General features: G+C 71.2%; 15 protein-coding genes. 12 read left to right on the top strand and 3 right to left on the bottom strand.

Annotation, left to right across the window (positions count from 1 at the left end):
* The first annotated feature begins 227 nt into the window (after positions 1-227).
* Positions 228-1,145 carry a 3-hydroxyacyl-CoA dehydrogenase NAD-binding domain-containing protein gene (locus HWX07_RS09865; RefSeq protein WP_027811861.1) on the top strand — a complete coding sequence of 306 codons (918 nt, stop codon included), beginning with the start codon at positions 228-230 and terminating at the stop codon, positions 1,143-1,145.
* A gap of 45 nt (positions 1,146-1,190) precedes the next feature.
* On the opposite strand, the gene HWX07_RS09860 is transcribed toward HWX07_RS09865, so the two are convergent.
* Together HWX07_RS09860 and HWX07_RS09855 are read right to left on the bottom strand one after the other, a co-directional pair.
* Positions 1,191-1,472, bottom strand: a complete 282-nt coding sequence (locus tag HWX07_RS09860; RefSeq protein WP_006476367.1) for a DUF4148 domain-containing protein — start codon at positions 1,470-1,472, stop codon at positions 1,191-1,193.
* A gap of 161 nt (positions 1,473-1,633) precedes the next feature.
* Positions 1,634-2,482, bottom strand: a complete 849-nt coding sequence (locus tag HWX07_RS09855) for a LysR substrate-binding domain-containing protein (protein WP_006497633.1) — start codon at positions 2,480-2,482, stop codon at positions 1,634-1,636.
* A 330-nt stretch (positions 2,483-2,812) separates the two neighbouring features.
* Here HWX07_RS09855 and madL point away from each other — a divergent pair, with 330 nt between their 5' ends.
* The 11 genes from madL to HWX07_RS09800 all read left to right on the top strand — a co-directional run bounded on the left by madL (position 2,813) and on the right by HWX07_RS09800 (position 11,775).
* Entirely contained in the window at positions 2,813-3,208 is a 396-nt protein-coding gene (gene madL / locus HWX07_RS09850; RefSeq protein ID WP_006485307.1) for a malonate transporter subunit MadL, read from the top strand.
* Between the two features lie 11 nt (positions 3,209-3,219).
* A complete protein-coding gene (gene madM / locus HWX07_RS09845; RefSeq protein ID WP_060323529.1) occupies positions 3,220-3,987 on the top strand; it encodes a malonate transporter subunit MadM in 768 nt (255 codons plus the stop codon).
* Between the two features lie 131 nt (positions 3,988-4,118).
* Positions 4,119-5,765, top strand: a complete 1,647-nt coding sequence (gene mdcA / locus HWX07_RS09840) for a malonate decarboxylase subunit alpha (RefSeq protein ID WP_006476363.1) — start codon at positions 4,119-4,121, stop codon at positions 5,763-5,765.
* A 10-nt stretch (positions 5,766-5,775) separates the two neighbouring features.
* The gene (gene mdcC, locus HWX07_RS09835) at positions 5,776-6,090 is read left to right on the top strand and encodes a malonate decarboxylase acyl carrier protein (RefSeq protein WP_006485317.1); all 315 of its coding nucleotides are present in this window, start codon (positions 5,776-5,778) and stop codon (positions 6,088-6,090) included.
* The gene (locus tag HWX07_RS09830; RefSeq protein WP_034174192.1) at positions 6,087-7,010 is read left to right on the top strand and encodes a biotin-independent malonate decarboxylase subunit beta; all 924 of its coding nucleotides are present in this window, start codon (positions 6,087-6,089) and stop codon (positions 7,008-7,010) included. Before mdcC ends, HWX07_RS09830 begins: the two co-directional genes overlap by 4 nt.
* A 199-nt stretch (positions 7,011-7,209) precedes the next feature.
* Positions 7,210-7,917, top strand: a complete 708-nt coding sequence (mdcE, locus tag HWX07_RS09825; RefSeq protein ID WP_175876194.1) for a biotin-independent malonate decarboxylase subunit gamma — start codon at positions 7,210-7,212, stop codon at positions 7,915-7,917.
* The gene (gene mdcG, locus HWX07_RS09820) at positions 7,904-8,572 is read left to right on the top strand and encodes a malonate decarboxylase holo-[acyl-carrier-protein] synthase (protein WP_175876193.1); all 669 of its coding nucleotides are present in this window, start codon (positions 7,904-7,906) and stop codon (positions 8,570-8,572) included. Before mdcE ends, mdcG begins: the two co-directional genes overlap by 14 nt.
* Positions 8,569-9,435 carry a triphosphoribosyl-dephospho-CoA synthase MdcB gene (gene mdcB, locus HWX07_RS09815; RefSeq protein WP_175876192.1) on the top strand — a complete coding sequence of 289 codons (867 nt, stop codon included), beginning with the start codon at positions 8,569-8,571 and terminating at the stop codon, positions 9,433-9,435. The genes mdcG and mdcB overlap by 4 nt, the downstream gene beginning before the upstream one ends.
* Positions 9,432-10,364 (top strand): malonate decarboxylase subunit epsilon, encoded by a 933-nt coding sequence (gene mdcH / locus HWX07_RS09810; protein ID WP_175876191.1) that lies wholly within the window; start codon positions 9,432-9,434, stop codon positions 10,362-10,364. Before mdcB ends, mdcH begins: the two co-directional genes overlap by 4 nt.
* Positions 10,365-10,493: 129 nt before the next feature.
* The gene (locus HWX07_RS09805) at positions 10,494-11,003 is read left to right on the top strand and encodes a phospholipase D-like domain-containing protein (RefSeq protein ID WP_175876190.1); all 510 of its coding nucleotides are present in this window, start codon (positions 10,494-10,496) and stop codon (positions 11,001-11,003) included.
* A gap of 124 nt (positions 11,004-11,127) precedes the next feature.
* Complete coding sequence (locus HWX07_RS09800; RefSeq protein ID WP_175876189.1) at positions 11,128-11,775, top strand: phosphoribosyltransferase family protein; 648 nt, start codon at positions 11,128-11,130, stop codon at positions 11,773-11,775.
* A 7-nt stretch (positions 11,776-11,782) separates the two neighbouring features.
* On the opposite strand, the gene HWX07_RS09795 is transcribed toward HWX07_RS09800, so the two are convergent.
* A complete protein-coding gene (locus HWX07_RS09795; RefSeq protein ID WP_175876188.1) occupies positions 11,783-13,000 on the bottom strand; it encodes a polyhydroxyalkanoate depolymerase in 1,218 nt (405 codons plus the stop codon).
* Positions 13,001-13,128: the final 128 nt, after the last annotated feature.

Raw genomic sequence — 13,128 nt, 5'->3', positions numbered from 1 at the left:
ACGCGGGAGACGTAACCGCGCGTCGCCTGCGGCGGGCGCGACGGGGGGCTCCACTGGGTCGATTCGGGGGCGGTGCGTGGCATGCGGCACTGCCCGACGACGCTTAATTAGTGGCCGGCGCCGCGCATTTCAAGAGGGCATGTGCAATCCGCGTCGACGCCTGCGCGCGGGATTCGATGCGACAATCGCCGCGACATATCCGCAGACCAACCACACACGGGACAACCATGGACATTCGACGTATCGCGATCGTCGGCGCCGGCGTGATCGGCGCGAGCTGGGCCGCTTTCTATCTGACGCAGGGCTTCGACGTCGTCGCGACCGACCCGGCGCCGCAGGCCGATGCACGGCTGCGCGACGCGCTGGCCGCATTCCTCGGCGAGCGGGCCGCCGAGCTTTGCGCGCGGCTGTCGTTCGACGCCGATCTCGTGCGTGCGCTCGACGGCGTCGACTTCGTGCAGGAGAACGGCCCCGAGCGACTCGACCTGAAGCGCGCGCTCTATCGCCAGATGGACGACGTGCTGCCCGCGCACGTGCCGATCGCGTCGAGCTCGTCGGGCCTGAAGATGTCGGAGATCCAGACGGCATGCGCGAAGCATCCGGAACGCTGCCTGATCGCGCATCCGTTCAATCCGCCGCACCTGATCCCGCTCGTCGAGCTGGTCGGCGGCGACGCGACCAGCCCGGACGTGATCGCGCGCGTGAAGCAGTTCTACGATGCGCTTGGCAAGCAGACGATCGTCCTCAACAAGGAGATGACCGGCCATGTCGCGAACCGGCTTGCGGCCGCGCTGTTCCGCGAGGTGTATCACCTCGTCGGCGAAGGCGTCGTGAGCGTCGCCGATGCGGACAAGGCCGTCGCGTGGGGCCCCGGCCTGCGCTGGGGGCTGATGGGGCAGTGCCTGACCTATCACCTCGGTGGCGGCGCGGGCGGGATCGCGCACTTTCTCGAACACCTGTCGGGGCCGATCACGAGCTGGTGGGACGACCTCGGCACGCCGTCGTTCGATCCGGAAGTCGATCGCAAGCTGACCGACGAGCTGCGCGCGATCCAGGGCGAGCGCTCGATGCAGGAACTGGCAGCGGAGCGCGATCGGCTGCTCGTCGAACTGATCGACGCGCGGCGCCGCAGCTTCCTGCCCTGATCTTGATCTTGATCCTGGTCTGGTCGCGCGCCGCGGCGCCACCGGTCATTGCTGCGACGTCGCCTGGCTGGCGGGCGGCACGTGGGCCAGCCAGGCCGGGCTCGCGGCCTGCACGAGTTCGCGGTTGCGCGCGCGGGTCGCGGCGTTCGGCGGATAGTTGCCGTCGTTGGTCGGCAGTTCGCCGTCGAGATAGGCCTGCTTGAGCTGGTCGATGACTTCCGCGCGCGTCAGGCCCTGCGCCGGGGCCGATGCGTCGGTCTGGGCAAAGGCGGGGGACAGCAGCGCGGCTGCGGCGGTCGCGACGGCGAATCGCAGGACGTTTTTCATGGCGGGCTCCGATCAAGGGGACGGGGTACCGGACGCGCGCGGCGATGCGCGGTGCGTTCGGATGGAGCCCATTGTCGCGAGCGGGTGCTGCGCGGACGGTGACGCGTTCCGGGCAAAGCTGTCAGGTGCGGGTGTGTCCGCGTGACTTGAGCGCGGTGCCGTTACAACTCGGCCGCCGCCGTGATCAACGTGGCTTCGAGCGCGAGCGTGGAGCGCGACGCGGCCGCCGGGCGATCGATCACGTATTCGAGTTCGCCGAGTTCCGGTAGCCCCGCCTCGAGCCGCGCGAGTCCGGCCGGGATCACGTAGCCGGCGAACGCGCTGACGCCGAGCCCCGCGCTCGCGGCCGCGCGCAGCACCGCGATGCTGCTGCTCACGACGGCGATCCGGTACGGTCGTCCGACGGCTTCGAGCGATTCGAGCACGCGGCGGCGCGACACGCTCGGCTCCGGATGCATCGCGAGCGGCAGCACGGCCTCGTGGCCGGTGATCCGCGAATCGGGGCCGGTGCACCAGTACAGCGGTTCGCTGCGGATCACGCGGCCGCGCCGGCTGCCGGCGATCCGTTTCGCGAACACGAGATCGTGCCGGCCCTCGTCGAGCGCGTCGAACAGGTCGCCCGACAGCCCGGTCGAGATCGCGAGCTCGACGTCCGGGTTGCGCTGCACGAAGCTCGCGAGCGCGGCCGTCAGGTGCGCCGACGCGAAATCCTCCGACATCGCGAGCCGCACCTTGCCCGACAGCGGCGGCCCGCAGACCGACGTGACGGCCTCGTCCATCAGTTCCAGGATGCGCACCGCGTAGCGGAACAGCGCGTCGCCGTGCTGCGACAGGTGCACGTTGCGCGTGTCGCGCTCGAACAGCGGCCGGTCGAGCAGCTCCTCGAGGCGGCGGATATGCTGGCTGACGGTCGATTGCGACAGGTTCACGCGCTCGGACGCGGCGGTGAAGCTGCCGGACTGGGCGACGGCGACGAAACTGCGCAGCAGCTCGGGCGGTAACGGACGCATTGCTAAATCCACTGAATCGGTTTCGACAACTTCATAAATGGCGGGATTATGCGGCGCTAGTATCGGATCACGCGCCAGTGCAGCCTCCGCCAACGGGGGGCACCGGACGCGTAGCCCCGTGTCGCGCCGCCGGCTGCATCGGTCAGTCTAAGCCATCCGGCGTCCGGCCCGAAACCGCATCATCCCATCGACCCCGAGAACGTGCTCGCACGACGAGCCGCCGGGCCGCGGCGCCCCGCCGCAGGAGACAGACAGTCCGCCCGGGATCGGCGTGCGGGCCTGACTCCCGCACGCGTCAGGCGCCCGTCACGAAGAGACTGGAGACGACTCATGATCATCTACGGAACCGCGCTGCTGGCGTTCTGCCACCTGGCCGGACTGTTTCTCGGCGACCTGCTCGGCAGCGCGATCGGCGTGAAGACCAATGTCGGCGGCGTCGGCATCGCGATGCTGCTGCTGATCTGCCTGCGCCTGTGGCTGCACCGGCGCGGCTGGCTGCCGAAGGAGACCGAGGCGGGCGTCGGTTTCTGGGGCGCGATGTACATCCCGGTCGTCGTCGCGATGGCCGCGAACCAGAACGTCGTCGCCGCGCTGAAGGGCGGGCCGGTCGCGCTGCTGGCCGCCGTCGGCGCGGTCGCGATCTGCGCATGCTGCATCGCGGTACTCGCGCGCACCGGTCGCGACGACACGGCCTTCGCGGGCGTGCCGCAATTCGAAGAACAATAACGGAGGCCGCCATGTTGCAGATGCTCGAAAAAACCGTCGCCCACAACGGGCTCGTCGCGTCGTTCGCGCTGGTCGGCCTGATCATGTGGCTGTCGTCGATCGCGTCGCGCAAGCTCACGTTCGGCCGCGTGCACGGCTCGGCGATCGCGATCGTGATCGGTCTCGTGCTCGCCTACGTCGGCGGCGCATTCACCGGCGGCGAGAAGGGGCTGGCCGACGTCAAGCTGTTCGCCGGCATCGGCCTGATGGGCGGCGCGATGCTGCGCGATTTCGCGATCGTCGCGACCGCTTTCGAAGTGCAGCCGACCGAGGCGCGCAAGGCGGGGCTCGTCGGCGTCGTGTCGCTGCTGCTCGGCACCGTGCTGCCGTTCATCGTCGGCGCGTGCATCGCGCGCGCGTTCGGCTATACCGACGCGGTCAGCATGACGACGATCGGCGCGGGCGCCGTCACCTACATCGTCGGGCCCGTCACCGGCGCGGCGATCGGCGCGAGCTCCGACGTGATCGCGCTCAGCATCGCGACCGGGCTCGTGAAGGCGATCATCGTGATGGTCGGCACGCCGGTCGCGGCCAATTTCATGGGGCTGAAGACGCCGCGCTCCGCGATGATCTTCGGCGGGCTGGCCGGCACCGTCAGCGGCGTGAGCGCGGGCCTTGCCGCGACCGATCGCCGGCTCGTGCCGTACGGTGCGCTGGTCGCGACGTTCCATACCGGCGTCGGCTGCCTGCTCGGGCCGTCGGTGCTGTTCTTCACGACGCGCGCGCTAGTCGGCGCGTAGGGCCCTGCGACGCGGCTCGCATGCGGGCCGCATCCATTGCCGCGTCCTCTGAGTCGCATTTCGCAACATCATCAATCGGCGGCGGCGCGCGGCTTAGAATGCCGCTGAACCATCGAAGCGGAGAACTGTTCATGACCGGATGGAATCACGCGCGGCAGGCGCGCGATGCACGCCTCGCGGCCGGCGCGGCTTACGCGCAGGGCAAGCGGGTCGATGCGCGCGACACCGTCGCGTTGCTGGAAGCGGTGCTGCGGCCCGGCGACCGCGTGTGCCTCGAAGGCGACAACCAGAAGCAGGCCGATCTGCTCGCCACCGCGCTCGCCGACGTCGACAGCGCGAAGATCCACGACCTGCACATGGTGCAGTCGGGCGTCGTGCTGCCCGAGCACCTCGACGTGTTCGAGCGCGGCATCGCGAAGCGGCTCGACTTCGCGTATTCGGGCCCGCAGTCGCAGCGCATCGCGAAGCTGCTGTTCGGCGGCAAGATCGCGCTCGGCGCGGTGCATACCTATCTCGAACTGTTCGCCCGCTACTTCATCGACCTCACGCCGCAGGTCGCGCTGATCGCGGCCGTGAGCGCCGATCGCGACGGCAACCTGTACACGGGCCCGAACACCGAGGATACGCCGACCGTCGTCGAGGCCACCGCGTTCAAGGACGGCATCGTGATCGCGCAGGTCGACCGCATCGTCGACAAGGTGCCGCGCGTCGACATTCCGGGCGATCGCGTGCATTTCGTCGTCGAGGCCGGCCGGCCGTTCTACGTCGAGCCGCTGTTCACGCGCGACCCGGCCGCGATTACCGAAACGCAGATCCTGACCGCGATGCTCGCGATCAAGGGCATCTACGAGCCGTACGGGATCAAGCGCCTGAACCACGGGATCGGCTTCAACACGGCCGCGATCGAGCTGCTGCTGCCAACTTACGGCGCGAAGCTCGGGCTGAAGGGCAAGGTCTGCACGCACTGGGCGCTCAATCCGCACCCGACGCTGATTCCCGCGATCGAATCGGGCTGGGTCGAGCAGGTCCACTGCTTCGGCTCCGAGGTCGGGATGGACGACTACATCCGCGCGCGCTCCGACGTGTGGTTCACCGGCCCCGACGGGTCGCTGCGCTCGAACCGCGCGTTCTGCCAGACGGCCGGCCTCTATGCGTGCGACATGTTCATCGGCTCGACGCTGCAGATCGACCTGTCCGGCCATTCGTCGACGGTCACGGCCGAGCGGATCGCCGGCTTCGGCGGCGCGCCGAACATGGGCAGCGACGCGCGCGGCCGGCGCCATCCGAGCGAGCCGTGGCTGAAGGCCGGCGCGCAAGCCGACCCCGACACGCCGGCGGCGCTGCGGCGCGGCCGCAAGCTGGTCGTGCAGATCGGCGAGACGTTCGGTGACAAGAACGTGCCGATGTTCGTCGAGAAGCTCGACGCGCTGAAGCTCGCCGACAAGCTGCAGCTCGACCTCGCGCCGATCATGGTCTACGGCGACGACGTCACGCACATCGTCACCGAGGAAGGGATCGCGAACCTGCTGATGTGCCGCGACAAGGACGAACGCGAGCACGCGATCCGCGGCGTCGCCGGCTATACCGACGTCGGCCGCGGCCGCGACAAGAGGATGGTCGAGCGGCTGCGCGAACGCGGCGTGATCCGTCGCCCGGAGGATCTCGGCATCGATCCGCTCGACGCCGACCGCCGCTGGCTCGCCGCGCGGTCGATCAAGGATCTGGTGCACTGGTCGGGCGGGCTCTATGCGCCGCCGGCCCGGTTCCGCAACTGGTGAGGAAGAGGGCATGGAACAGTTGAACTATCGCTTCACCGCGCGCGAACGCGCGAAGGGCGAGCAGGCCGCGGCGCTCGTCGGCGTGGTCGCGTCCGGCAACCTCGAAGTGCTGGTCGAGCGGGTGCTGCCGGGCAACGAATGCGAGATCGACATCCGCACCGCGGCCGTCGGTTTCGGCGCGGTCTGGCAGGCGGTCGTATCGGATTTCGTCGAACGGCGTACGCCGGGCGGCCTGAAGCTGTCGATCAACGACGGCGGCGCGCGGCCCGACATGGTGTCGCTGCGGCTCGCGCAGGCCGTGCGCGCGATCGAGGGAGACGCATGATGAGCGATGTGATCCACGATGCGCCGGCGTTCGTCGCGAACGCGGCGAGCTGGTACGAAGCGTCGGCGCGGCAGCGCATCGACGGGCTGCTCGACGCGGGCAGCTTCACGGAATTCCTCGGGCCGGCCGAGCGTGTGACGAGCCCGCACCTGCCGCTGTTCGCGCTGCCGCAGCAGTTCGACGACGGGATGGTGGTCGGGCACGGCCGGCTCGACGGCCGGCCGGTGTTCGTCGCCGCGCAGGAGGGCCGTTTCATGGGCGGCGCGTTCGGCGAGGTGCACGGCGCGAAACTCACCGGGTTGCTGCGCGCCGCGCGTGACGTCGGCAAGCCGGTGCTGATCCTGTTCGATACGGGCGGCGTGCGGTTGCAGGAAGCGAATGCGGGCGAGCTCGCGATCGCCGAGATCATGCGGGCACTGGTCGACGCGCGGGCGGCCGGCGTGCCGGTGATCGGGCTGATCGGCGGGCGGGCGGGCTGCTACGGCGGCGGCGGGCTGCTCGCCGCGTGCTGTTCGGCGCTCGCGGTGTCGGAACAGGGGCGCATCAGCGTGTCGGGGCCTGAAGTGATCGAGACCAATCGCGGCGTCGAGGAATTCGACTCGAAGGATCGCGCGCTGATCTGGCGCACGATGGGCGGCAAGCACCGGCGCTTGATCGGCGGCGCCGATCGTTACGTGGCCGATACGCCGGACGCGTTTCGCGCGGCCGCGCTCGACCTGATCGGCCGCGCGCCGACGTTCGATGCGGCGATGCTGCGTGAGGAACAGGCGCGCCTCGAGGCACGGATCGAGCGGTTCGGCGGCTGCCAGGATGCGCTCGACGTGTGGCGTGCGCTCGGGGCCGACGAGCCGGAAGCGATTCCGGGCATGCCCGACGATGAATTCGCGAAGCTCGCCGACCAGTTACAGGAGCAGAAATGAAACGACCCCCACGCTCACTTCGTTCGCTGTCGACCGGAGTTGGCGCTTCAGCGCTTACTCCGGTCCCATGCACGGCTCCCCCCGAGGGGGCGCCTGCCGTCCACGGCCGGCTTTGCAAAGCCGGCCGGCTGCGCGGGCGCGGAGCGATGTTCCGCGAATGCCCCGCTACGCTCCTTGGGGCGGCCCGGCGGGAGGCAGCATGACGCTCGATGACGTTTTGAACTCGCTGTTTCCCCGAGGCCATTCGATTGCGCGCAATGGCGGCCTGCTGACGGGCCACGCGGAACTGGGCGGCACGCGCGTCGACGTGATCGGCGTGGCCGACCGCCTGCCGTTCGGCATCGATGAGGCGCTGACGCTCGCGTCGCGGGTGCTCGACACGGTCGCACGCAGCGGCGACACGCCGATCCTCGTGCTGGTCGACAGCGACAGCCAGCGGATGAGCAAGCGCGACGAACTGCTGGGCCTGAACGAAGGGCTGTCGCATCTCGCCAAATGCCTGATGCACGCGGATCTCGCCGGACACCGGACGATCGGCGTGCTGTACGGCCACACGGCCGCCGGCGCGTTCATCGCGACCGCGCTCGCGACGCGCACGCTGCTCGCGGTGCCGGGCGCCGAGCCGGAGGTGATGGACCTGCCGTCGATGTCGCGCGTGACCAAGCTGCCGATTGACGTGCTGAAGGAGATGGCGCGTTCGACACCGGTGTTCGCGCCGGGGCTCGACAACCTCGTGAAGATGGGCGCCGTCGACGCCGTGCTCGATCCGTCCCGCGCGCTCGACGCGCAGGTTGGTGAATGGCTCGGCAAGCCGGCCGAGCGCATCGACCGGCGCGCGGCGCGCGGCCGGCCGGTCGCGACCGACGTCGCCGCCCGCGTCGAGGCACTCGCGCGTGCCGCACGCTGAGCTGCCGCTGCGCCGCCACACGCTCGTCACGCTGACGGCGGGCGGGTGGGGCGCGGCCTTCGCCCGCGACCCCGCGCTCGCGAGCGATCCGCTCGTGCGCGCATGGGCCGAACGCGGCTGGCCGCTGATCGTGCGTCGCGCGTCGCCGGACGAAGCCGATGCCGGCCGCGTGCCGCTCGGCCTGCCGCTGCCGCCGTCGGCGGGCAAGCGGCGCATCGCGCTGAACGTGGCCGCCGACGCGCTCGCGACGGTCGGCCTGCTGCCGACCTTGACCGACGTGCTCGCCGCCGCGCCCGCCGCGTGGCATGCGCCGTTGCGCGAACTCGATGCGCTCGGCGCGCGCTGCGGCGTGCAGGGCCGCGTGTTCGGCAGCCTCGCGTGGCAGGCGCTGACGGGCGAGCCCTACCTGAGCGCATCGTCCGATCTCGACATCGTGTTGCCGCTGCCGGACGCTGCATTGCTCGCGCCGTTGCTGGACGGTCTTGCGGCGATCGACGCGCGCGCGCCGATGCGCATCGACGGCGAACTGTTGCGAGAAGACGGTGCGGGCGTCAACTGGCGCGAACTGCGCGCGCGCTTGCCCGAAGTCGCGGTGAAGACCGCGATCGCCGTCGAATTGATGCGCGCCGACGCCTTCACCGGAGGCCCGCGATGAGCGCACGGGCTGCCTGCCGCGTAGCGGCGCCGTCCGATGCCGAACGCATCGCGGCGCTGGCCGAGCGCAGCCTCGTGCTCGAGATCGACACCTATCCGAAGCCGGGCCTCGTCAGTCACGTCGACACCGGCAGTCATACGGACATGGATGCCGCGACGTTCGCGCGCAGCGCCGCCGTGCTGCGGCCGTACTTCGCGGAACTCGCCGACGCGGGCGCACGCGACGCCGACATGGCCGTACTGCGCAAGATCGGCCTGCGTGCCGAGCACGCGATGCTCGCCGCGACCGGCGGCGTCAATACGCATCGTGGCGCGATCTTCGGGCTCGGGCTGCTGTGCGCGGCTGCCGGTCGGCGTGCGCTGCCGGGCGCGGTGCCGGACGGCATGACGCTCGGCGCGCTCGTATCGCGCCGCTGGGGCGTCGAGATTCTTGGCGGCCCGCGTTTGCCGGACAGTCACGGCGAGTGCGCGAGCCGCCGCTACGGTGTGGGCGGTGCGCGTCGCGAGGCGGCCGACGGTTTTCCGACCGTGTACGCGGTCGGGTTGCCCGCGCTGCGCCGCGCCCAGCGCGACTTGCCGGACGATCCGGAAGCCGCGCGGGTCGCCGCGTGCTTCGCGCTGATCGCCGCGCTCGACGACACGAATCTGCTGCACCGGGGCGGGCAGGCCGGCCTCGATTTCGCTCGCGCGACCGCCCGTGCCTTCGTCGCGCGCGGCGGCGTACGGGTGCCCGACTGGCGGCTGCGCGCGGCGGCCGCGCATCGGGCGTTCGTCGCACGCCGGCTGAGCCCGGGCGGGGCGGCCGACCTGCTCGCGATGAGCGTGTTCGTCGATACGCTCGAAGCCGAAGGGCATGCGCGATGACGCTGGCCATCCTGTGCTCGGGGCAAGGCGCGCAGCGCGCCGACATGTTCGACCTGACCGGGGCCGCGCCGCAGGCCGACGCATTGTTCGCGCATGCGGGCCGGCTGCTCGGCGACGATCCGCGCACCTGGGTCCGGCAGGCCGGGCCCGATGCGCTGCGGGAAAACCGGGCCGCGCAGATCCTCTGCACGGTCCAGGCGCTCGCGGCGGCCGCGCTGCTCGATGCGGTGTGGCCGCGCCGGCGCTGCGTCGCCGGCTACAGCGTCGGCGAGGTCGGCTCGTGGAGCGTCGCGGGGATGATCGATCCGCACGACGCGCTCGACCTGGCCGACGCGCGTGCACGCGCGATGGATGCCGCAAGCGGTGGCGACGAGCGGATGGTGTTCGTGCGTGGCCTGGCGCGTTCGCAACTGGCGCAGCTGTGCGACGGTCGCGACGCGGCCATCGCGATCGCGAACCCGGGCGACGCGTTCGTGGTCGCGGGGCGGCACGCCGACGTCGATGCGGTGGCCGACGACGCGGCGCATGCCGGCGCGCTGCGCGTCGCGCCCGTCTGCGTGCGGATCGCGTCGCACACGCGCCGGCTCGCGGCGGCCGTGCCGGCCTTCCGCGCGACGCTGGCCGCGACGCGCGCGCGCCGGCCGCTGCCGGGCACGCGGCTGTTCTCGGGGATCGACGGCGCGTCGGTGCTCGATGTCGACGCGGGCCTCGACAAGCTCGCGCGGCAGATCGCGGAGCCGGTCGAGTGGGCCGCCTGTCTCTCCGCGTGCGTGGAGGCCGGCGCGACCGCGTTTCTCGAACTCGGCCCCGGGCGCGCGCTGGCCGAGATGGCCGGCGGCGCGTATCCCGCGTTGCCGGCGCGCAGCCTCGCGGATTTCCGTTCCGTCGACGGCGTGACGAGTTGGCTCGCGCGCGTCGCGGCCGGCTGATCGACGGGCTGAAACCCGGCTCGAAACACAGCCGCCGGGCACCCGTTTCGCACTGTGTGTTGCGCCGGCGCAGCAGCGTCGCAGCCGCCTCTTGTCACGCGAAATGGCGTCGCTACAACGGCGCCCGCCATGAGACCAGCCGCCTTCCTCCTCGCCGCGTTCTGCTGCGCGACGAGCGTCCACGCCAGCCAGATTCCGTCCGACGCCGCATCGGTCGGCACATACTTTTCGTATGACAACGCGGCGGCCGACGCAACCGTCGATCTGATCGAACAGGCACAGCGCCGCGTGCTGCTGGCCGGCTATACGCAAGTGCCGCCGGCTGTCGCGAGCGCGCTGCGCGCGGCCCGCGCGCGCGGGATCGAGGTGCGCGTGGTGCTGGTGCGCCCGCCGCGTGCGGGCAGGTACAGCGGCGCCGGTTATCTGAAATCCGCGGGTGTCGACGTCGCGATCGATTCGCGGCACGGCGGCCCCGCGTCGCGCTTCGCGATCGTCGACGACAGCGTCGCGCTGACGACACTGTCCGACGGCGCGGCCGAGCACGCCGACACCGTGAACGTGTTCCGGCGCGCGCCCGAACTCGCGCAGTCCTACGCGCAGTCGTTCTGGCGGCTGTACCGGCAGGCCAGCGGCCTCTGATCCTTTCCCGCGACCCATCGCGCGCCGGTGTGACCCTGCTTGCATCGGCGCGACCGATGAACCATCCTCGTTGACAGGCGCCGGCGCGGCTTTCGCGCATCGGCGCAATGGCAGGGAGTCGATCGTGATCGAAAGCAGTTTTGCCGATCGCGCCGATGCCGGTCGCCAGCTGGCCGATGCGTTGCGCGAATACGCGGGGCGAAGCGATGTCGTCGTGCTCGCGTTGCCGCGCGGCGGTGTGCCCGTCGCGTATCCGGTCGCCCGTGCGCTGCGCGCGCCGCTCGACGTGCTGGTCGTGCGCAAGCTCGGCGTGCCGTTCGACCCCGAGCTCGCGATGGGCGCGATCGCGACGGGCGGCGCGATGCATCTGCAACGCTCGGTGATCCGCGCCATGGACGTATCCGATGCACAACTCGCCGACGTGATCGCGCGCGAGACGGCCGAACTGCATCGTCGCGAGACGCTGTACCGCGGCGCGGTGCCGCCGCTGGCGGTGGCAGGGCGCATCGCGATCGTCGTCGACGACGGCGTCGCGACCGGCGCATCGATGCGCGTCGCGCTGCAGGCGCTGCGCGAGCGTCACCCGGCGCGCATCGTCGCCGCCGTGCCGGTTGCGCCGGCGGGTGCCGCGCATGCGTTCGACGGCCTGGCCGATGCATTCGTCACGGTGTCGCAGCCGGCGCGGTTCTTCGGGATCAGCCAGTTCTACGCGCGCTTCGAGCAGACGAGCGACGACGAGGTGCGCGCGCTGCTCGACGCGGCGCGCCCCTGACGCGTCGTCACGTCCGCCGGGTTCCGCGCGGGCGCGGCCGGCCGGCTTCCGCCAGCGCGAACACGCGCTGCAGCGCCGGATGGACGTTGCCGTGCCAGCGTGGCCCCGTAAACAGCCCGTAGTGATCGCAATCGTCGATATCGACGCGATGGCGCTCGTCGGCCGAGAGGCCGCTGCACAGATCGAGCGCCGCATGCGTCTGCCCGGCGCCCGTGACCGCGTCGCGGGCGCCTTCGACCGTCAGCAGCGCGACGTCGCGCAGCGCGGCCGGGTCGACGCGCCGGCCGTGCACATGCCACGCGCCGGTCGCGAGCAGCATGCGCTGAAACACGACGTCGACCGTGTCGAGGAAATAGTCGGCCGGCATGTCGAGCAGCGCCGTGTATTCGCGCAGCGCGCGCCGGGCGTCGGCGAGCCCGGCCATGTCGAAGCGGGAAGCGGCCAGCGCGTAGGTCTCGATCAGCGCGAGGAAGCGTTGCGGATACAGCAGCGCGATCTCGCCCTGTTGCAGATAGGTCGGGAACACGTGGCGGCCATGCCCCGCGAAGCCGGGCGGCACGATGTCGATCAAGTGGCGCCGGCACCAGTCGAGCGAATGGGCCGCGGCCGCGGCGCCGAGCGCGCTCGGGTTCAGGCGCGCGTCGATCGGGCCGCCGATCAGCGTGATACTCGCGGGCGGCGCGAGGCCGCGCGCGGCGCGCAGCGCGAGTGCGCCGAGCGCCGGTACGGTCGCCTGGCATACGGCGACGACGTGCAGCGGCCGGTCGTCGTGCTGGAGGGTGCCGACGAAGCCGTCGAGCATCGCGACGTATTCGTCAAGCCCGAAACGGCCTGCCGCGAGCGGCACGTCGCGCGCATTGCGCCAGTCGGTCACGCAGACGTCGCCATCGGCGAGCAGCGTTTCGGCGGTTTCCCGCATCATCACGGCCGCGTGCCCGACGAGCGGCGCGCACAGCAGCACCGTGCGGTGCGCATCGGCGTGCGCGAAGCGCCGCAAGTCGCAAAACGGCGTGTGCGCGACGATCTGCTCGCTGACGGCGGGCCACGCGAGGTCGAAGCCCGGCGGCGCGGCCTGCGGGCCGAGCAGCGGTTCGAACAGGTCGTCGTAGCACGACGACGCGGCGTGCGGCAGCGATGCCGCGGGCCATGCGTCGAACGCGTATCGCGTCGCCGCGCGCCATGCGCGCATCCATTCCCGCTGCTGCTCGACGACGGCATACCACATGGCGGACCTTGGGGCGGAAGGAGCGTGAACCTCCATTATGGTCATAGCGGCCGGGCAGCGGGAGCCCGATGTATGGCCGGCTGATGCGCGTCAAGCGCAGGGGCACGCTAGGCGCTGCCGGTCGCTGC

It is taken from the genome of Burkholderia sp. BCC0097 (assembly GCF_902832985.1).
GTDB lineage: Bacteria > Pseudomonadota > Gammaproteobacteria > Burkholderiales > Burkholderiaceae > Burkholderia > Burkholderia orbicola.
This window is presented reverse-complemented; position numbering and strand designations above follow the sequence as displayed.